Origin of the sequence: Natronorubrum sulfidifaciens JCM 14089 (genome assembly GCF_000337735.1) — an archaeon.
In the GTDB taxonomy this organism is placed as follows: Archaea; Halobacteriota; Halobacteria; order Halobacteriales; family Natrialbaceae; genus Natronorubrum; species Natronorubrum sulfidifaciens.
Map to the genome: position 1 here is coordinate 115,485 of NZ_AOHX01000045.1, position 16,905 is coordinate 132,389.

Genomic DNA, 16,905 nt, shown 5'->3' on the forward strand with positions numbered 1-16,905 from the left:
CACGACATCGACGGTCGGGAACGTGCGTTGTGCGTTCGAACGCCCCCGTCAGAAAAACGGCCAGCGCCGCGTGTCGAAGTCGATATCCACGTGCTCGAGATGTGGATCGTCGGCCAACGCGGCGACGACGTCCCGTTGGGAGTCGGCGTCGCTGGTGCTGACTAGCGTCATCTGGCCGTTGTAGCGACTCTCGTCGTCGTCTCGCCACTCGAGTTCGAGTTTGGCGCGTCGAAAGCGCGTGCCTTCGACGAGTCGGATCGACTCGAGGGCCTCGAGCGGAACGGCGAAGTTCTCCTCGGCGAGTTCTTCGAGTTCCTCGAGTCGGCTGTCGTCGACGATGGCCCGGTCTCGTTCGCCCATATCGGCTCGCAACAGCATCGACCGGTAGGACTGGCCGACGTAACACCAGACCAGTCGCTGGTCAGTGAGGACCAGCTCCCAGAACTCGATGGAGTTCGGGCGCTGGCGGATCCATCGCGTGAATCGGGCGAGCGGTTGTTCGGGCTGTACCATCATCGTTCGAAGAGCGCGTGGAGGTCGGCCGGAACCTCACGTTCTGCACTTGTCATGCGCTGTGCAACGAGCGAGACGGCGATGAACACGGTCATCGAGACCAGCAGCGAGATCGCTTCCGCGGGAACCTCGGGCGGGTATGGGTAGATCGACATCACTGCTTCGTTGAGCCACTCGGTTCCGGTGATCGTTGCGGCTTCCGGAATGACGTTGTAGACGATGTTGAACAGCATCCCGACAACGAGCGCGGCGATCGCGCCCCACTTCGAGGCCCCCTTCCAGTTCAGTCCTAACACCACCACTGGAACGAACGCCGCGGCGAAAAAGCCCCAGCTGATCGCGCCGAGGATGCCGACCAGCGCTTGCGAGTAGAAGACGACGATCGTCGAGAGGATCGTCAGTCCGGCAAGTGCACCCTGGGTGACGCGGAGTTCGGTCTGATCGTCCGTGATCGGTCGGCCGAGCGCCCGCGGAATGTCGCGCGAGATCGCCGCCGCACCGATGTTGAGAAAGGAGTCACTTGTCGACATGATCGCCGCCAGCAACGCGGCGAGAATCAGGCCAGCGATGATGCTTCCCGTGTGGTCGAGGACGAAAACGGGGCCGACTTCACTCGCACTGAACGTCTCCGAAATCTCGCCAGCTTCGACCATCGCCCGCATCGAGAGTCCTGCTCCGAATGCGATCAGACTCGAGATGGCGTAGGAGATGGCCGCGATCGGCGCTCCCCATTTCAGGATGGTCATATCACGGCTCATGTAGAACTTCGTGATGAGGTGGGGCTGGCCGGCGGCACCAACAGCGAAGAGGACCCACCAGGCGATGCCGACGAGGACGGCGGTTTCAGCGCCACCCAGCGTTCCGAACGGCGAGACGAGGTTCGGGTCCGCGCTCGCGAGGTTTCGCGAGATGTTCTCCATGCCACCACCGAACGACAGCGCGTAGGCGAAGACGAATCCAGCGCCGATGATCATCGTGATGGCCTGCAGGAAGTCGGTCCAGACACCCGCAATCATGCCGCCGAGCATGCTGTACAGCAACAGGATTAACGCGCCGCCCAACAGTCCCCAGATAAGCGGGATACCGAAGATTGCCCGCATGACGAACTGGAGTGCTGCCAGATTAACTGCGAGGTATGCGACCACACCGAGGGCGACGGCGAGACCGGTCAGGCCCCGGACCCACTCGCTCTCGTAGCGGACGTACGTCGCATCGGCAAGCGTTAACACGTTCCGGATGTCGGCAATCAAACGCATCCGCTTGGCGAGGACGATCCATGTCAGCAGGAAGCCAAGCGGTGCAGTAAAGAAGATCCACAGCGCCGTCGTCCCGAACGAGTAGACGAGTTCGGGGCCGCCCACGAATCCGAAGCCCGACTGGATCACCGAGAACGCGGTCAACGCGAGCACCCACGTGCCGATGCTTTTACCCGTAATCAGGAAGTCGCTGGTCGACTCCGTCTGCATCCAGCCCCAGACCCCGATCAGCATCACGATGAACAGATACGCTGCTCCGAAGGCGATGATAATCGGGTCATCGGCGACTGGAATCCCTTCCTGAAGTGGGAACGGAAGCAGAGAGAGGGAACTACTCATCGGTCACCTCACCACCGTCAGCGACTTCCGCGGTCCGTTTCGGCTGCTTCGGGGCCAGCGGAAACGACTCGCGTCGCTGCTCTTCTCGAGCCGACTCGATGATATCGTCGACGATCTCCTCGCTGGCGATCCGATCGAAGATTATCGAGTAATAGACCGCAGCCGTAAGCGGCAATAGCCAGATGAACACGAAGTAAATCAGCGTGGGAGTCGGAATGCCGAGAACGTAGCTGTATTCGGTAACGGTCGGGTCCCACGTCAACCAGATCCCGCCCAAACCGAGCAGGAAAAACACTGCCAGTCCGCCGATCAGCCCCGTGTAGGGAGCCAGATCGGGGTCGCGGTCGCTTCGCTCGATCGTCGACGTCGCGATCACCGACAGGATGATCGCTCCGCCGATAAACGAGAACGTCCGATACCACCCGAGACTTGCCGTCACCAGTGCACCCACTGAGAGCACACCGATCAGGCTCATTGTAACGTTTCGTGCCATTGTTAGATCTCGTATCGAAGTCGTCTTGCGGTCGGCTTGCTCATGGATCGGGAACGACCTGCTCGAGAGCACTCACCCGAATTCAGGGACCAGTCGTGCCCTCTTTCGATGCCTCCCCATCGCTGCAGCGCTCTTGTCCGCCGCAATACTAGGTAACATGTTCGTTATGGATGAGAAGGTGACCGTTAACATGTCAACAACTGTCTCTCGAGAGTGAGATGGACTCCACTCTGACGGAAAACATCGTCAACGAAGTCCGCCAGCGTATATCCGGTCGAGAGACGCCGTTGTGTCGGTGTCAGGCCCGTTTGAGTTGAGACTCTCGCTCAGCACTGGCGACCAGAACAGCAACTCAAACACCACACGGCGAGTTGCTCGAGGCCCTGACGGCGACTAATCGAGTGTAAACGTGTTCTCACACGCCGTACAACTCATGCGGAAGGCACCCCCATCGACGAGTTCGAGGCTGTGGCCGACTTCCGCCTCGCAGTCCCGACAGTAGACCAGCGACTCGATCTCGTCCCAGTCGTGTTTCGCGCCGGGTGCGCCGAAGGCGAAGCCGACGACTCGCTCGTCGGAGTCGTTGTACCCCTGCTGGAACTCACCCGGTGCAAACCGGATGACATCACCCGCTTCGACGACCACCTCACCCGCTTCGGTGTCGAACGTGGCGACACCGTCTTCCACGTAAAAGACCTCCTCCTGATCGTGGTGGGTGTGGTATCCACCGGAGAACGCCTCGCCGGGCTCGAGTTCGAAGTAGTTCATCGCGAAGTCCGTCATGCCGAGCGCCTTCGAAATCGGCCGTCGAACCGAGTGGATTTCCATCGGGTTGGGTTCGACAGCAACATCATCGATCGTGACTTTCTCCATACCCACGTGTTACCCTACCACAGGATAAACCACACGATCCACCGTTCATCCCGAGATCCCGCGCCAGTGACTCGAGTCAGACGGACTGCTGTCGGCACGGCCCGCCGTCCGTACTCGGGACGACAGTCCGTCTCAGCCGACGAAGAGTAACGCCTACGTTCGTCCACCCCTGAACGTCGGTCGTGAACCGTCGGAGGGTACTTCAGGTCGCCGGGGTAGCCGCGACCACAGGGCTTGCTGGCTGTATCGACGGCGTCCGGGAGCACTTCGGTCTCCAAGGGATTATTCCCCTCGAGATCCACAGCGAAGCCGATCGGACATACAATCTCCATCTCGAGGCCTACGAGCGCGAGGCCAGACGGAAGAGCTACGAGCAGAGTATCAGCGTGTCGCCGGGCGAGACGGTTGGAGCGCCGAACCTCAACAAAACCGACCAGAGCTTTCGGATCGCCAGAATCGAAGGCGAAGAGCAAGCGGAGGTACAGGAGGTCTCGCTGACGGAAGCCACCACACTCGTGACGATTATGCTCTACGACGACGAGTTCGTCGTCGAGGTCAGGGAGAACGAGTCGGACGACGCGACAAACGAGACGGTAACGACCGACGTTGAGGGGGACGCCGAGACGAACGACACGGAGACGACCGACACAGACTGACAGGCGTCCGTCTCAGCTGCCGACATGATCGACACAGCGACAGCCCCGGCGAGGTCCGCCTACGGATACGGGTGAAACGCCCGCTCGAGACGCGGCTCGAAGCCGAGGTCCTCGGGTACCGTTCGTGCCCGGTCGGCGAAAAACGGTGCCGTCGTAAACAGTGGCTGTGCGCCGGGGACGACGACTCGAACCGCCTCGAAGCCGACCGACTCGACGTCTCGAGTCGTGAGTCGGGCCGCATACGGCGTCAACCCGACGGCAGTCGTCCGCGAGACGAGTGCCTCGAGTGCGTCCGCGCCCGACGGCACCGGATCGGGGCCGACGCTGGCTGCGGGGATCGATTGCTCGACGTCGACGAACCGTCGGACGACATCGGGGAACGCGGCGTACTCTCCGATCGCCCCTGACGCCTCGGCGGCCTCGTCAGGCCCCAGGTTCCGCAGTTCCATCCAGTTTTGTAGCGCTTCCTCGAGTGCCGACCGTGCGGCGGCCGTAGCGTCGAGGGCGGCCGCGGAGCCGACGGCGAACGCCGGCCAGTCGTCGTCACCCGGCTCGACGTCGCCCGCTAGCGTCTCCGGGGTGCGATGCACGGCGACGGCGACGACGGGGATGTCGGCGTCCTGCGTGACGAGCAGCGGCGTCACCGACAGTCCCTCGCTTCGGGCCCGGCGCTCGAGCGTGTCGAAGCCGTCGTCGTCGACGGCAAGCCCGAGCGGTTCGAACGTCGAGTACCACGCGAGCATCGTTGCATCACGCTCGATGACCTCCGTCAGCCCCGAGCGAAGGGCGTCGACCGTCGAGGAGCCGAGTCCAAGTCCAGTCGTGATCGACGGCACGAGCGCCTCGCCGGGCTGGGGGAACTGGACCGCCGCCGCAGGCAGGTGGACGGACTCTCCGGTCACGAGGTTCTCGCCGGGTACCCATCGGTTGGTCTCGCTCGAGTCGTAGGCGGGTGCGCCGGCCGGGCGGACGAGATCAGTGGGAGAGACGACGGCGTCCAGTTCGTCCTCGCTGGCGTGGACGAAGTCGTCGTCGCGGTAGACGCCGGCACAGTAGCGCTCGAGGCCTTCACCGACGGCTTTCATCAACGCTGCGTTCCAGTCGTCTGCGACGCCGGCCGCCTGCGTCGGCGCACTGGCGTCGCTAAAGCCCGACGTATCGGCCGTCGTTGCCAGATAGTACGGCGCGGGGAACGACTCGATTTCGCCGATGCTTTGGACGATACCGACGCGGTCGTCGATCGTCGCTTCGGCGTGTTCGACGGCTGCGTCGAGGGAAAGCGAGTCATCATCGCGCTCGAGAGTGCGCGTTCGTGGCTCGTCCTGGCAGTCACAGCCCGGCACCGGGAGGAATCGCCGTCTGGTGTGGGGGAGTTCGACCGTCTGTCCGATTACCGACCCCTCCTCGCCCGAGAGCACACGGACACACTCTCGGCCGGCCATCGCTCCCGCGAGCCTGACGGCGCTGCGATCGGCCCGTGGGCGGTCGCTCGTCGCCCCCTCCTCGAGCAACGACGCGACACGCTGTCGAAGGCAGTCGAAACAGCCCGTTTGGGGCGCAAACCCCGAAATCGCTGCGTCGACGTCGGCGAGCGGATAGCCGCCGACACCGCCGATTTCGACGGCGATCCACGGGGTATTGCCCACTCGCGCAGCCTCGCTCGCTCGAGCGAACGTCTCCGAGCCGGCGACGTCGCTGACGATGGCGAATCTGGCCGCTGCGAGGTCGTCCGGATCGGCGTCTTCGACGGCGATGTCGACGTCTCCGAGCGCGGCGACGACGGCCGCACGAACCGGGTCGTCACCGACGACGTGAATATCCATACCAATACGGTCACACGCCGGCATCAAAAACACCCCGTTCACGTGGGGCCACAGACAGGATCGGCCGAGCACCAACGGCGGCCGACACCTGCAAGCACCTGCCGTTTCCCGACGGCAGCCGTCGGAACGAGTACGATGAGTGGAACCCAAAATCGAACGGAGCTGTTGATACTGCCGGACAGAACGACGTGAAGATCGGTCGCGCGAATTCGCGACCGACTTCGTATTGACTGCTGTCTGACAGTATGAAAAACGCGAGTACCGTCACGACGGTCGTCGACGCGCTCGTGGAGGTCGCAAACGGTCGGACGCGAAGCGGCCTCCTGTTACTCGGTGCGGCCGCCGCCTCCACCCGCATACCGGGACTCGGAACGGCAGCTTCGGTGGTGCTCCGAGTGGCCCGTCGAGGTCGCTAAACGAGTCCTCCACAGCCCGTCTCTGACGATTACGCCTCGTCTCGCAGTCGCGTGAGGACGTCCTCGGCGTTTTCGACGGCCTGGTCTTTCTTGGCCGGGTAGGCTTCGACCTTCGCACGGAACGTGATCCCATCACCCAGTCGGATGTCACCGCCGAAGGCGGCCTGCTTGTCCAGTCGCAAGAAGAGTTCGGTGTTCTCGGTGACTCGATCGTCGAGTTCGTCGATCAACCGATCGAACGACTCGAGGTCGGCGAGTCGGGCGAGGACGTGGCGGACGTCATCGGCGTTCTCGACGCGGGCCGAGAGGACGAGAATGCGGTCGCCGTAGTGGCCTTCGCTCTCGACGCGCTCGATATCGAACTCCTCGGGAAGGAAGGTTCGAAGCGCCTCCTCGACGCGTTTCTCGTCCTCGGTGGCGTAACAGAACGTGCGTAAATCGACGTAGTGAAGCGGGATCTGTGGCATCTGTGTGAGACGGTCGCGGTTCGAGTGGGCAGGGGCACAGTGGCCCCGGGAACTCGGTTATTCTTCGTCTTCGTCTTCGTCGGCGTCGGCTGCCTCGAGGGCATCCTCGGGAACGCCGGCTTCCTGTCCGTCCTCGAAGCTGATGGTGTAGGTGACGTCACCGAACATCGACTCCATCGCTTGCGTGATGGTGCCGGTCTCTCCATCGAACTCGCTGTGCTCGTCGTGTAAGACGACTTGGTCGTCTTCCTCGAAGCTCATAGCCGATGATTCCCCACCACAGCGTAAAAAGGGACTGATTCGCGGCAAGGGCCTCTCGAGCGGACTGATCGGTCGTCGTTACAAGCCACCACTCGAGGCCGCGCGCCGCTTGCGCCACCACTCGTAGCCGACGCCGACGGCGACGGCAATCGCATAACAGCCGCCGAGAAACGGCACCCAGTAGAGCCAGAACTCAAAGCGCGGCGCGATGGCGTTGCCGACTGCCGTGCCGATCGTATACACCAGATAGCCCGGCAGCGCGAGCGGCGAGTACAGCGCCGTCGAAAGCCAGCCCAGCGCGAACGGGACGACGAGCACCAGAGAGGTCACGACCGTGGCAGGACTCGAGACGGCCCGTCGAAGGAGGCCAGTCATCGTTCCACCTCGGCCGAAAGCACGCCATGCAGCGCGAGCACGTGTGCGGTTGCCAGCCGTGTCAGTTCGACTTTCGTCTCCCAATCGAGCAGGAACTCGGTCGTCTCGAAGAGATACGTCTGTGCCTCGAGATCACGGGCGGCCTTCTGAAAGAGCAACGAGCCCGAAAACGACGTCTCGCGGGCGGTAAACCGATGGAACGGCAGGTACCACGGCACGCCGTCGTCGGTGAGCGCGTCGGCGAGTGCGTCGCCGTGGGCGTTTGGCGAGTGAAAGATCGCTTGTCCGACGTACTCCCGGTGCAAGCCGTAGATCCCGAGCGATCGGTGGAGATCGAGAACGACATCGGGGTCGTGGCGTTCAACGGCGGCCCAGATGCCGCGAGCGAGGTCACTCACCGGCTCGCGGTCGGCCGGGAAGTGACGGTTCAGGTCGCCGTCGATCCCTTCGCGCTCGTCGTGCTCGACGGCCACGCGGTCGGTCTCGGGAACGACGACGAGCGTCCCCGCGTCGGGATACCAGTCGGTCGCTTCGCGGGCGACGTGGATTCCACTTCGTTCATCGCCGTGGACGCCACCGAACACCATCGCCGTGGGGCCGTCCTGTGGCGCGTCGATTTCGTACAGCGGCGTCTCGTGGGTGGTCCCGGGGAGAAGCGTCGCTGTCGTCCGCCGGGGTTCGCCCACCTCACCGGGTTCGCGGGCCGCTGCAAGCGAGTGCGTCTCCGTCGACGGCTGACTCACGACACCCGCTGTAACCGTCCCCGCAAGCACACCGCCGGCAGCCAGAAGCGTCCGACGTCTCATCGGCGAACACAACGGTCGCCCCCCTAAAGCGAGTTGCTATCGGCGACTCGCGTGTCTCGTGACTGTCATGGCTCGAGTGCAACGGCTGTCGGGCCGTCCCATCGGAGGCGAAACCAAGCGAGTCGTTCGGACGCACCTGAGCCGGGCCAAAAACCGAGTTACCGCATATTGTCGAGTGCAACAACGGTATCGGACATGAGCCACGCCTCCTCGCTCGAGGCGTCTTCGATACTGAGTGCGTAAAACGACTCGCGGCCGTCGTCGACGGTGATTCGATAGCTATGACTCTGCAACGAGTCGGGTTGTACGGGCGTGTTCGATTCGGCGGAGACCACAGCAGCACTCAGGAATCACCGTGTATAACTGGCTCGGTCCCGGATTCCCGACGGCTCGGACGAAACCGACGCCCGCTCGACTCCGGGACAGGAGCGGACTCGAGAACCGACTTACGGCTCGTCCTCGAGGTTCAGCGCATCGAAGAACCGGCGGGTGAGACGACCGCCGACGAACCTGAGCAGGACGTCTGCGTCGTCCGCCTCGTCGGCGAACAGGCCGAGTTCGATCCGTCCGCCAGCCATATCGTGATGCCCCCCGACCTGTCCGAGTTCGTCGAAGCCGGTTTTCAGCGTCTCGCCGATATGGATCCGCGGATCGATCGACCGCGCGCTCAGTCGGATCGCATCGCCGATGATGCCGTAGACGAGCACCGTATCCACTCCCTCGAGGTTCAACAGGTAGTCCGCGGCCTGCGGGAGCGCGTCGGTCTCGGTGGTCTTGCCGACGTTGGCCACCAGCGAGGACCCCCGTCGTTCGCGGGAGGCGATCGCCTGTCCGATCGCATCGATCGTCCCGGGTGAGAACGCACTGCCGTACAACTGTTCGAGCGTCTCGAGATCTGCGTCCGGGTAGACCGCAAGCGCGGCCTCGTACTCCCGTCTGGTGGGGTCCCGAACGAAATCGAGTCGCTCGCGATGCAGCGCAAAGAGCAGTGCCGAGGCAAGTCGCGTCGTCAGTTCGACCTCGAGGTCGTCGAGATACTCGACGAAGATCGTCGCCGTCGCCCCGATACTGCTCCGAACGTCCTCGAACGTGGCTCCAACTGACGCCGCCGGATGATGGTCGACGATAATATCGGGTGTGATCTGTGCGGACAGTTCGGTGTTTCCACCCGGTTGAGAGTGGTCGACGAATCCGATGCGCTCGTAGGCCTCGACGTCGGTGTGCTCGATCGACTCGAGTGAGATCTCGAGCATGTTGACGAACGCACGGTTTTGTTGATGCGAGATCTCGCCACCGTAGGTGATCGTCACCTCGTCGACGTCGTGATCGCTCGCGATCGCCTCCAGGGCCAGCGCGCTGGCGAGACAGTCGGGGTCCGGACTGTCGTGACAGACGATCACCAGCGACTCAGTCGTCTCGAGGACGGACGAGAGCTCAGCCGCACGGGACATGAACCGCAATACGGGAGGGAGACGCTTGAATGCCGTGTCGGAACGCACGTCAAGAGAGACGGTAACAGCGTATCCGTTCAACCGAAACGACCGGATTCAAAAACCAGAAACAGACAAGAGGAAAAGAGAGAAGCCGCTCAGTCCGCGTTGGTTGGCGGACGCGCAGAGCGCGCCTCGTCGGAGCCGTCGGCGGGCGCGTTAACGAACATCGCGTGACCCATGATCGCGATCGCGACGACCGAACCGACTGGAACCGCTGCAGTCAACGACACACCGACAACCGTAAGCGCTGCGGTGATACCGAGCAGTGCGACTGGGATGAGGCCAAGAACAATGTCGTAATATCCAGTCATAATCTATCCTATACTATGGGAAATAGGCATATAAGTGTTTCCCATAATCGCTCTATACTGGACTTATTTCTAACTCGTATTTGAGGCAGTGAATTCTCATAACTTATGGCGAAGATTTGTGTCCGCCCCAATACGAAGTAATTATCCGCAACGTCGATGAATCCTCTTCAGAAAAAGGATACTATTCCAGTCTTTCATGTTAATAATCGCATTACTGCGATACGATAGCGAACACGCCGAGAGAAAAACAAACAGTTAACATATATAATGGTCGTTCAAATAGTTCCATTCAGCGCCAGTAAATGTGTATCCGAGCAATGATACATCACGGGACGAACCACCTCTCGGAACCATATACACAGTTACGGCGCGCGACGGAGCACCGCCGTGTAGCCGACACGCCAGCCGACCAGTAGCAGGAATCCGAACCCCGTGATCACGAGCGGGAACGGCCACGCTGCCGTCGCACCGAACACCGACTGACGAAGCAACAAACCGACGTTTGCCGCGCCGAGCCATGTGATCGTCGTCAGCCGCGCAATTCGAGTCACCGACGACGTGGCTGGGCGCGTATAGAGCCCCGCGATGGCTGCCACGACGAGCCACCCGATGACGAACGGCGCGATCGCCTCGAGCGAGGCGACGGGTTGTGTCAGCGGGTTCACGTTGTGGCTGAGCTGGCCAACGACCACGAGCCCCGCGAGCAGCACGATGTCTCCAACGCCGAGCAAGAGTGTCTCCCGGTCGATCCCCTGTGAGCGATCGTCCGTTCGAACTGCTGAGTCCATATCTGTACCGTACGACTGCATCCCTATTGCGTTCCCGATTCGACCGGCAGTGGGTCGTCGGAGACGACTTGACAAGACGCCCGACGATGGAGTCGGCGAGCGCCGTCCAACGGGCAGTGTTGCCGTATAAGAGCTCCCTCGCACAGTCACCCACTCGAGAAACGGGCATGGCAGAATTACCCACGGTATCAATGGCCACGCTCGAGACCCTGTCAGAAGAAGAACTGATAAAGGATGAAGACAAAGACGCGAACAATGGCTGTGGCCGACGATCATCACGCGGGCTGTGATGGCTGTGGTCGATCGGTTCCCCTTGAGGACCTCACCGCAGTGACGATGCCGGACGGTGAGCGCGTCGCCTGCTGTCCTCGCTGTGAGCCACACGCCCGCGAGGCCGCCCGAAAGTGCTCGTCGCTCGATCAGCGCCGCGGAACCTGTGATGGCTGTACCAGCACCGTTCTCGAGGCCGAACTCGAGGACGTGGTGTTGAGCGACGGCACGGTCGTCGCATGCTGTCCCACCTGTGTAACGAAGGTGCCCGACACCGACGCCGAGACGACGGTGACTGAATCACAGGGCGACACGAAGCAGTCGCCGACCGACGAGGAACGCGTCGACACCGAGCCTGAGAGCGACGAGACCGCCCTGTGTACGCAGTGCAACGAGTGGACCAGCGCCGAACCGTTCCGCGTGACGACCATCGACGGCCGCACTGAGCGACTGTGTCCACCCTGTAAGGACAGCGCCGAGCGCGACGGAATCATCAAAGACGTCGACATCCGGAAAACCAGAGCGCGCGAGGTACTCGGCGTCGATCCGGGCGCAACCAACGACCAACTCCGAACCGCGTTCCACACGCAGGTCAAACGCGCCCACCCCGACCAGCAAAGCGGGAGCAAATCGGCGTTTCAACTCGTCAGAGACGCCTACGAACGGCTTCGAGAAGACGCCTGAGTTAGACGCCGTTGCCAACCGTGGTCTCATCGCGGTGGACGTAGCCGATCGTGGCCGGGTCGAAGGCGTACGTCGATCCACATTTTGCACACGACGCTGTCAGTAGCTTGCCGTGTCTCGAGCGCATCCAGAGTTTCGTCTGATCCTGCTCGATCTCGAGTGTCACCGGATGGCCACAGTCAGGGACCGTACACGGAAACCGAATGTACCAGTTCGGGACCGACAGCGCGCCGAGTGGCGCGAGCGCGCTCCGGAGCCGGCTCAACAGGTTGAAGATCGTCACCGACGGGTCTTGCCGGTTGATCTGGACGCCGTCGACGTCATCGACGAATCCGCCGCGGTGGCGTTCGTGGTCGTACAGCGGGAGCACGGGAATCCCCTTGGCGACAGCGTAGCCGATCTCCTGATTGATCCACTGGCTGTCAGCCGACGCCGCCGTCAACACCGCTACGACGACATCGCTGTTGGCGAGTCGTCCCTCGAGACGCTTTCGAGTTCGCCCGGATTCGATTGCCTCGAACGTGATATGGACGCCGAACGGGAAGTTCTTGACCGTCGAGAACAGCTCCTGAACGAGTTCGAGGTCAGCCGGTGCGTGTGAGACGTAGATCTGTTCTCTGGTCATTCGGCTCTACACCGATTGGTGGGTGCGACCGCATTAATCTATCTATCGTTGGCACTGAAAACCACACCGGCCACGTCGCACGATAGCCTCTCATACGGACTGCTGTCGGCACGGACCGCCGATCACCGACCCTGCTGGTGGTGATTGGCGGGACATCGGTATCGCAGTCCGTCTCAGCCGTCACTCTCGGTCCGTCTGGTCTCGAGCACTCGTTGTGAGAACTCCACGTCGTCGACCTCGAGGCCGAGCCCATCGAACCACGCTCGCTCGACGTGCCAGTGGCCGCGGACCGTGCCGTCGGTGGTCGTCGACGTCGCCTCGAGCCGGCCCGGTGTCCACCCGTGCTCGTTGGCGATATCGAGCAGCGTCCGAACGACAGCACCGACTTCGTCGCTGCCGACACCCGGTGTCTCGGTGACGGTTTCGTACTCGAGTGCGAAACCAGTCCCGTCCGGGAGGTCGGCGACCGAGTCGCGTTCGTCGACGGCGTCGTTACGGTCAGAGAGCAGCGTACACTCCGTCACATAGATGCCGTGGCTCATGAGTCGGTTCTCGAGTGCGATGTCGATGGGCCGATGGTCCGTCATGACGGGTGCTTCCACTCGCGAGGTGAAAAGGTGCCGGACGAAACGAGCGCGGATCGACTGAAACGAAACCGCAGGTCGCAGTCTTACAGCGGGGCGACGAGGTCCTCGAGCGCCGCCGTCGGATCGTCGGCTTTCGCGACGCCGCTTGCGAGCAAGACCCCTTCGGAGCCGAGGTCGCCGGCTGCGACCACGTCGTCGCCCGTACTGATGCCCGCGCCACAGAGCACGGAGACGTCCGCGTCGACGGCCTGGGCTGCCTCGACGGCGTCCTCGACGATGTCCGGATCGGCCTGACTGACCGGCGTCCCGGTGCCGATCAGTTCCGGTGGCTCGACGGCGACCGCGTCCGGGCCGAGCGCCGCCGCGGCACCGATCTGTGCCGGGTTGTTGGCGCAGACGACCGTCTCGAGGTCGGCCCGTTCGGCGGCCTCGACGGCACCGTCGACGTCGGCGAGTTTCAGTCGCTGCTCGGAGTGGTTGATGAGCGTTCCGACCGCGCCCGCCTCGGCGACGGTCTCGGCGAGCGTGTGTCCGGTGTTGCTGCCGTAGTCGATCGGATCGACGTGCTGGGCCCACGTTTCGGCACCCGTCTCGGCGACGCGCTCGAGGTGGGCCGCCTGCGGGGCGACGGCGACTCGGGCGTCAGTGGACTCGTTGACGTCGCGAACGGCTTCCGCGACGGCGACTGGATCACAGGGATACGTCTTCAAATTGACGAGGACGAACATATCAGCACAGCCATTCGCCCGAAAGAAATAGTTTGCGAGTCGGCGGAGTCAGCGGGCGCACACGTCCGCCGGCGACCTCAAACAGGTCGTCAGACAGACCGCTGTCCGTCTCAGTCCTTTCGTTTGACGACGTCACCGAGCGTGTAACTGCCAGTCGAGGAGCCACCCGACCACTCCGAGTCGTCTGCCGAGCCACTCTCAGCGTTCAAATTAACCTCGAGGAACTTCTCGAGTTTCGACTGGACGCGGTCGCTCGGCAGCGTATCGCCGCGTTCGATCTTCCGGATAAGGCTCGCCTTCTCGTTAAGTTCGTTCGCGAGGTCGGACTGGCTGAGCCCCTTGCTTTCGCGGGCGGTTCGAACGCGATCGTCGTAATCAGTCGCCAGCTCGTCCATGTCGTCGAACATATCCGAGCGTCGCTGGCTACTCGAGGAACTCGAACTCGCCGTCGAACTCGAGGAACTCGAGTCACCGCTGGAGCCCGAGGACGAACTCGAGGTCGAATACTTCGTCGAGCTACTGGTGCTCGAGGGTTGTTTGACTTCAGTGCCGAAATCGGTGCAGTTCGAACACACGTCTAACTTCGCACCCTCGACCTTGATAGTCTTCGGAGACGACGTCTCAGCGCCACACATCTCGCACTGGACCATACCCGACACTATATCGCGGCGAGTGATAAACCATGCGGGCGCTCCCGAACAAGGAGACGGCGGTTACTCGAGTGCCGACCAGGAGTAGACGAACCGCTGCAGTGCGGTCAGATGGCCGACGACCGCGAGGAAGACGAGCAGCCAGCCGATCAGCGTGAGCCCGCCGTAGGTTCCCGAGATCGGGTAGGCGAGAAAGCCGACGAGGCCGATGATCGCCAGCCGATCCGCACGGCCGACCAGCCCGCCGTAGACCCGGTCGAGGCCGACGGCCTGAGCCTGCGTCCCGAGATACGACGTCATCACGACACCCGTCACCGCGAGAAAGCCGAGGAAGTAGTCCCCGACACCCGCAGCCAGTCCGCCAATGACGACAATGTCTGCGTACCGGTCGAGAACGTGGTCGAGCAGGTCTCCGCCCGCCGAAGCGACGTTCTGTTCGCGGGCGAGTGCCCCGTCGACGATGTCGAGCCAACCATTGAGAAAGACGAGGGTCGCAGCCACGACGTACCAGACCGGGTCCGCACGGCCGCCCAGGAAGAACGCGGCGGCGGCCAGAATCGCCATTCCAAACGCCAAGAGACTGACCCCATCAGGGCTCATCCCGACGCGGTCGAACCCCTTGACGAACGGATCGAGAAATCGCGAGACGTACGGACGGAACTTATCGAGTGTCATGTCAGATACCCCATGAAGTCTACCTCGCCAGCGCTCGGTTCTCGGTCACCCGCCACGACCGCCTCGAGGGCGTCAGCAACTGCCTCGGGGTCACGATCGGTCGTGTCGATCTCGTAGACCGACTCGAGGCCGTGGGTCTCGACGGCTTCCGAGAGGACGACGTCGAGGGCCTCGCTTTCGGCGTTCTCGGCCGCTTTGGCTTCGGTTTCGCCGCGTTCGAGCAGGCGCTCCTCGAGCGTCTCGGGGGCACACCGGAGGACGGCAACCCGATCGGCGTCGAAGTGATGAGCGAGATGCGAGTCGATGACGGCGTCGTCCCGGCCCTCGAGCCACTCGGCAAGCGCCTCGAGGTCGGCGATCTTACTCCCGCGGTCGGCGTCGACCTCGGTGTAGAGGCCTTCCTCGTCGAGGACGCTGTTCAGGTGGATGACCTCGAGATCCGGCAGCGAGTCGTCGGCGGCGAATCGGGCGGCGAGGATGTCCGTCGCGGTCGTCTTCCCGGTTCCCGGGGTGCCGGTGACGGCGACTCTCACGTATCGGCCACCTCCGAATTGGTGTCGGTGTCGACATCGAGTTCGAGATCCGCGAGCACGGCGTTGAGCGTCTCGACGGCGCGGTCGGTTTCCTCGTCGGTGCCGCAGGTGATGCGGATACAGCCCGGAAGGCCGAAACTCGAGCAGTCGCGAACGATGACGCCACGCGCTTGCATTTCTTCGGCGACAGCCGTCGCGTCTCCGACGTCGACGAGCACGAAGTTGCCCTCGCTCTCCCAGACGTGGGCCTCGATCCCCTCGCGCATGGTGGTTCGGGACTCGAGGGTCGTCTCGACGGTGCGTTCGACGTGTTCCTCGTCGTCGATCGCGGCCAGTCCGGCCCGGCAGGCGAGTTCGCTCGCTGCAAAGGGAGTGTTCACGCGGGCGTAGGCGTCGGCCCACTCGTCTGGTACGACGGCGTAGCCGAGTCGGACGCCGGCCAGCCCGTAGGCCTTCGAGAACGTCCGCAAGACGGCCACGTCGTCGCGGGACTCGAACCCGTTTCGCCCCTCAGTCAGTGAGAGGGCGCTCTCGCCGTCGGCGAACTCGCCGTAGGCTTCGTCGACGACAACCAGCGTCTCCGCGTCGGTTTCGGCGGCGATCCGCTCGATTTCTGCGAGCGCCATGGTCGAGCCGGAGGGGTTGTGCGGGCTCGTGATCCAGACGATTCGGTCGCCGTCGTAGGCCTCGAGGACGGAGTCTGCGGTCTGTTCGAAGTCGGCCTCGCGCTCGAGGCTGTACTCCCGGACATCGCCGTGGTGAAACCGGGCACTCATGCCATAGTAGGCGAAGCCGGGTGTCGGAACGAGAATCGTGTCGTCAGGCTCGAGGGTGGCCCGGTGGAGGTAGTCGATGGCCCCGTCGCCGCCGTTTGCGAGCCAGACCTGCTCGTCGTCGACGGCCCAGCGCTCGGCGACGGCGGCGGTGAGGTCGGCGTGGGCAGCTTTCGGGTAGGAACTCACGCTCGAGGCGGCTTCACGGATCGCCACGGTCGCTGCCGGAGACGGACCGTGGGGGTTCTCGTTGGAGGCGAGTTTGATCAGTTCCGAGGGATCACACCCGAGTTCCCGGGCGACTTCCTCGATCCCTCGACCCGCCTCGTAGGCGACGTGATCGGACAGGTCTCGCGGTTTCATACGCCAATGCTGTTTACGACGGGTCTTAAGGGTGCTTACATATGGTCGGCGTGTCCGGGAGCGGCTGTCAGCGCTGCTGTCGCGGACGCTATAGTAGCCACTGACCGTCACTGTACACCTGATCGTACGACGGCTATGTGATTAGTG

The 16,905-nt window shown here is 63.0% G+C and carries 23 protein-coding genes; 3 read left to right on the forward strand and 20 right to left on the reverse strand.

Annotation, left to right across the window (positions count from 1 at the left end):
* Positions 1-48 precede the first annotated feature (48 nt).
* The 4 genes from C495_RS14545 to C495_RS14560 all read right to left on the reverse strand — a co-directional run bounded on the left by C495_RS14545 (position 49) and on the right by C495_RS14560 (position 3,474).
* Complete coding sequence (locus C495_RS14545; RefSeq protein ID WP_008164223.1) at positions 49-513, reverse strand: hypothetical protein; 465 nt, start codon at positions 511-513, stop codon at positions 49-51.
* Entirely contained in the window at positions 513-2,108 is a 1,596-nt protein-coding gene (locus C495_RS14550) for a sodium:solute symporter family transporter (protein WP_008164225.1), read from the reverse strand. Before C495_RS14550 ends, C495_RS14545 begins: the two co-directional genes overlap by 1 nt.
* Positions 2,101-2,601, reverse strand: coding sequence for a hypothetical protein (locus tag C495_RS14555; protein WP_008164227.1), 501 nt, complete (start codon positions 2,599-2,601; stop codon positions 2,101-2,103). The genes C495_RS14550 and C495_RS14555 overlap by 8 nt, the downstream gene beginning before the upstream one ends.
* A 393-nt stretch (positions 2,602-2,994) precedes the next feature.
* Positions 2,995-3,474 carry a cupin domain-containing protein gene (locus C495_RS14560; RefSeq protein WP_008164229.1) on the reverse strand — a complete coding sequence of 160 codons (480 nt, stop codon included), beginning with the start codon at positions 3,472-3,474 and terminating at the stop codon, positions 2,995-2,997.
* Positions 3,475-3,656: 182 nt separating this feature from the next.
* Between C495_RS14560 and C495_RS14565 the strand changes: the two genes are divergently transcribed.
* Positions 3,657-4,130, forward strand: coding sequence for a hypothetical protein (locus tag C495_RS14565; RefSeq protein ID WP_008164230.1), 474 nt, complete (start codon positions 3,657-3,659; stop codon positions 4,128-4,130).
* 59 nt (positions 4,131-4,189) lie between these two features.
* Here C495_RS14565 and C495_RS14570 read toward each other — a convergent pair whose 3' ends face one another.
* Positions 4,190-5,953, reverse strand: coding sequence for a YcaO-like family protein (locus C495_RS14570; RefSeq protein ID WP_008164231.1), 1,764 nt, complete (start codon positions 5,951-5,953; stop codon positions 4,190-4,192).
* Between the two features lie 245 nt (positions 5,954-6,198).
* Here C495_RS14570 and C495_RS18260 point away from each other — a divergent pair, with 245 nt between their 5' ends.
* Positions 6,199-6,369: a hypothetical protein gene (locus C495_RS18260; protein ID WP_008164232.1), complete on the forward strand. Its 171-nt coding sequence runs from the start codon at positions 6,199-6,201 to the stop codon at positions 6,367-6,369.
* Between the two features lie 29 nt (positions 6,370-6,398).
* Here C495_RS18260 and C495_RS14575 read toward each other — a convergent pair whose 3' ends face one another.
* The 8 genes from C495_RS14575 to C495_RS14605 form a co-directional block, all read right to left on the reverse strand.
* On the reverse strand, positions 6,399-6,836 hold the full coding sequence (locus C495_RS14575; RefSeq protein ID WP_008164233.1) for an RNA-binding protein: 438 nt from the start codon (positions 6,834-6,836) through the stop codon (positions 6,399-6,401).
* A gap of 57 nt (positions 6,837-6,893) precedes the next feature.
* Positions 6,894-7,097: a hypothetical protein gene (locus tag C495_RS14580; protein WP_008164235.1), complete on the reverse strand. Its 204-nt coding sequence runs from the start codon at positions 7,095-7,097 to the stop codon at positions 6,894-6,896.
* A gap of 78 nt (positions 7,098-7,175) precedes the next feature.
* Positions 7,176-7,472: a hypothetical protein gene (locus C495_RS14585; RefSeq protein WP_008164237.1), complete on the reverse strand. Its 297-nt coding sequence runs from the start codon at positions 7,470-7,472 to the stop codon at positions 7,176-7,178.
* Entirely contained in the window at positions 7,469-8,278 is an 810-nt protein-coding gene (locus tag C495_RS14590) for a succinylglutamate desuccinylase/aspartoacylase family protein (protein ID WP_008164239.1), read from the reverse strand. The genes C495_RS14585 and C495_RS14590 overlap by 4 nt, the downstream gene beginning before the upstream one ends.
* Before the next feature lie 158 nt (positions 8,279-8,436).
* On the reverse strand, positions 8,437-8,613 hold the full coding sequence (locus tag C495_RS18155; RefSeq protein ID WP_008164241.1) for a hypothetical protein: 177 nt from the start codon (positions 8,611-8,613) through the stop codon (positions 8,437-8,439).
* Positions 8,614-8,724: 111 nt separating this feature from the next.
* Positions 8,725-9,729, reverse strand: coding sequence for a DHH family phosphoesterase (locus tag C495_RS14595; protein ID WP_008164243.1), 1,005 nt, complete (start codon positions 9,727-9,729; stop codon positions 8,725-8,727).
* A 137-nt stretch (positions 9,730-9,866) separates the two neighbouring features.
* Positions 9,867-10,082, reverse strand: a complete 216-nt coding sequence (locus C495_RS14600; RefSeq protein ID WP_008164245.1) for a hypothetical protein — start codon at positions 10,080-10,082, stop codon at positions 9,867-9,869.
* Between the two features lie 362 nt (positions 10,083-10,444).
* Positions 10,445-10,870: a DUF3054 domain-containing protein gene (locus C495_RS14605; RefSeq protein ID WP_008164246.1), complete on the reverse strand. Its 426-nt coding sequence runs from the start codon at positions 10,868-10,870 to the stop codon at positions 10,445-10,447.
* A gap of 255 nt (positions 10,871-11,125) precedes the next feature.
* On the opposite strand from C495_RS14605, the gene C495_RS14610 reads away from it, so the two are divergent.
* The gene (locus C495_RS14610; protein ID WP_008164248.1) at positions 11,126-11,824 is read left to right on the forward strand and encodes a J domain-containing protein; all 699 of its coding nucleotides are present in this window, start codon (positions 11,126-11,128) and stop codon (positions 11,822-11,824) included.
* 1 nt (position 11,825) lies between these two features.
* Here C495_RS14610 and C495_RS14615 read toward each other — a convergent pair whose 3' ends face one another.
* The 7 genes from C495_RS14615 to hisC form a co-directional block, all read right to left on the reverse strand.
* Entirely contained in the window at positions 11,826-12,449 is a 624-nt protein-coding gene (locus C495_RS14615; protein WP_008164251.1) for a toll/interleukin-1 receptor domain-containing protein, read from the reverse strand.
* A 173-nt stretch (positions 12,450-12,622) separates the two neighbouring features.
* A complete protein-coding gene (locus C495_RS14620; protein WP_008164253.1) occupies positions 12,623-13,036 on the reverse strand; it encodes a hypothetical protein in 414 nt (137 codons plus the stop codon).
* An 83-nt stretch (positions 13,037-13,119) separates the two neighbouring features.
* Positions 13,120-13,764: a triose-phosphate isomerase gene (gene tpiA, locus C495_RS14625; RefSeq protein ID WP_008164254.1), complete on the reverse strand. Its 645-nt coding sequence runs from the start codon at positions 13,762-13,764 to the stop codon at positions 13,120-13,122.
* Positions 13,765-13,874: 110 nt separating this feature from the next.
* Positions 13,875-14,414 carry a multiprotein bridging factor aMBF1 gene (locus C495_RS17380; protein ID WP_083902494.1) on the reverse strand — a complete coding sequence of 180 codons (540 nt, stop codon included), beginning with the start codon at positions 14,412-14,414 and terminating at the stop codon, positions 13,875-13,877.
* A gap of 63 nt (positions 14,415-14,477) precedes the next feature.
* Positions 14,478-15,089 carry a CDP-alcohol phosphatidyltransferase family protein gene (locus C495_RS14640; protein ID WP_008164259.1) on the reverse strand — a complete coding sequence of 204 codons (612 nt, stop codon included), beginning with the start codon at positions 15,087-15,089 and terminating at the stop codon, positions 14,478-14,480.
* Positions 15,086-15,622 (reverse strand): adenylate kinase family protein, encoded by a 537-nt coding sequence (locus tag C495_RS14645; protein WP_008164261.1) that lies wholly within the window; start codon positions 15,620-15,622, stop codon positions 15,086-15,088. The genes C495_RS14640 and C495_RS14645 overlap by 4 nt, the downstream gene beginning before the upstream one ends.
* Entirely contained in the window at positions 15,619-16,758 is a 1,140-nt protein-coding gene (gene hisC, locus C495_RS14650) for a histidinol-phosphate transaminase (protein ID WP_008164262.1), read from the reverse strand. The genes C495_RS14645 and hisC overlap by 4 nt, the downstream gene beginning before the upstream one ends.
* Positions 16,759-16,905 lie beyond the last annotated feature (147 nt).

What these genes read in the sequence shown, in the direction of transcription:
- C495_RS14550 (WP_008164225.1), bottom strand. Translation starts at nt 2,108, where the DNA reads ATGAGTAGTTCCCTCTCTCTGCTTCCGTTCCCACTTCAGGAAGGGATT.
- C495_RS14620 (WP_008164253.1), bottom strand. Translation starts at nt 13,036, where the DNA reads ATGACGGACCATCGGCCCATCGACATCGCACTCGAGAACCGACTCATG.
- C495_RS14585 (WP_008164237.1), bottom strand. Translation starts at nt 7,472, where the DNA reads ATGACTGGCCTCCTTCGACGGGCCGTCTCGAGTCCTGCCACGGTCGTG.
- C495_RS18260 (WP_008164232.1), top strand. Translation starts at nt 6,199, where the DNA reads ATGAAAAACGCGAGTACCGTCACGACGGTCGTCGACGCGCTCGTGGAG.
- C495_RS14615 (WP_008164251.1), bottom strand. Translation starts at nt 12,449, where the DNA reads ATGACCAGAGAACAGATCTACGTCTCACACGCACCGGCTGACCTCGAA.
- C495_RS14580 (WP_008164235.1), bottom strand. Translation starts at nt 7,097, where the DNA reads ATGAGCTTCGAGGAAGACGACCAAGTCGTCTTACACGACGAGCACAGC.
- C495_RS14610 (WP_008164248.1), top strand. Translation starts at nt 11,126, where the DNA reads ATGGCTGTGGCCGACGATCATCACGCGGGCTGTGATGGCTGTGGTCGA.
- C495_RS14605 (WP_008164246.1), bottom strand. Translation starts at nt 10,870, where the DNA reads ATGGACTCAGCAGTTCGAACGGACGATCGCTCACAGGGGATCGACCGG.
- C495_RS17380 (WP_083902494.1), bottom strand. Translation starts at nt 14,414, where the DNA reads ATGGTCCAGTGCGAGATGTGTGGCGCTGAGACGTCGTCTCCGAAGACT.
- C495_RS14555 (WP_008164227.1), bottom strand. Translation starts at nt 2,601, where the DNA reads ATGGCACGAAACGTTACAATGAGCCTGATCGGTGTGCTCTCAGTGGGT.
- hisC (WP_008164262.1), bottom strand. Translation starts at nt 16,758, where the DNA reads ATGAAACCGCGAGACCTGTCCGATCACGTCGCCTACGAGGCGGGTCGA.
- C495_RS14545 (WP_008164223.1), bottom strand. Translation starts at nt 513, where the DNA reads ATGGTACAGCCCGAACAACCGCTCGCCCGATTCACGCGATGGATCCGC.
- C495_RS14570 (WP_008164231.1), bottom strand. Translation starts at nt 5,953, where the DNA reads ATGGATATTCACGTCGTCGGTGACGACCCGGTTCGTGCGGCCGTCGTC.
- C495_RS14575 (WP_008164233.1), bottom strand. Translation starts at nt 6,836, where the DNA reads ATGCCACAGATCCCGCTTCACTACGTCGATTTACGCACGTTCTGTTAC.
- C495_RS14640 (WP_008164259.1), bottom strand. Translation starts at nt 15,089, where the DNA reads ATGACACTCGATAAGTTCCGTCCGTACGTCTCGCGATTTCTCGATCCG.
- C495_RS14560 (WP_008164229.1), bottom strand. Translation starts at nt 3,474, where the DNA reads ATGGAGAAAGTCACGATCGATGATGTTGCTGTCGAACCCAACCCGATG.
- tpiA (WP_008164254.1), bottom strand. Translation starts at nt 13,764, where the DNA reads ATGTTCGTCCTCGTCAATTTGAAGACGTATCCCTGTGATCCAGTCGCC.
- C495_RS14590 (WP_008164239.1), bottom strand. Translation starts at nt 8,278, where the DNA reads ATGAGACGTCGGACGCTTCTGGCTGCCGGCGGTGTGCTTGCGGGGACG.
- C495_RS14600 (WP_008164245.1), bottom strand. Translation starts at nt 10,082, where the DNA reads ATGACTGGATATTACGACATTGTTCTTGGCCTCATCCCAGTCGCACTG.
- C495_RS14595 (WP_008164243.1), bottom strand. Translation starts at nt 9,729, where the DNA reads ATGTCCCGTGCGGCTGAGCTCTCGTCCGTCCTCGAGACGACTGAGTCG.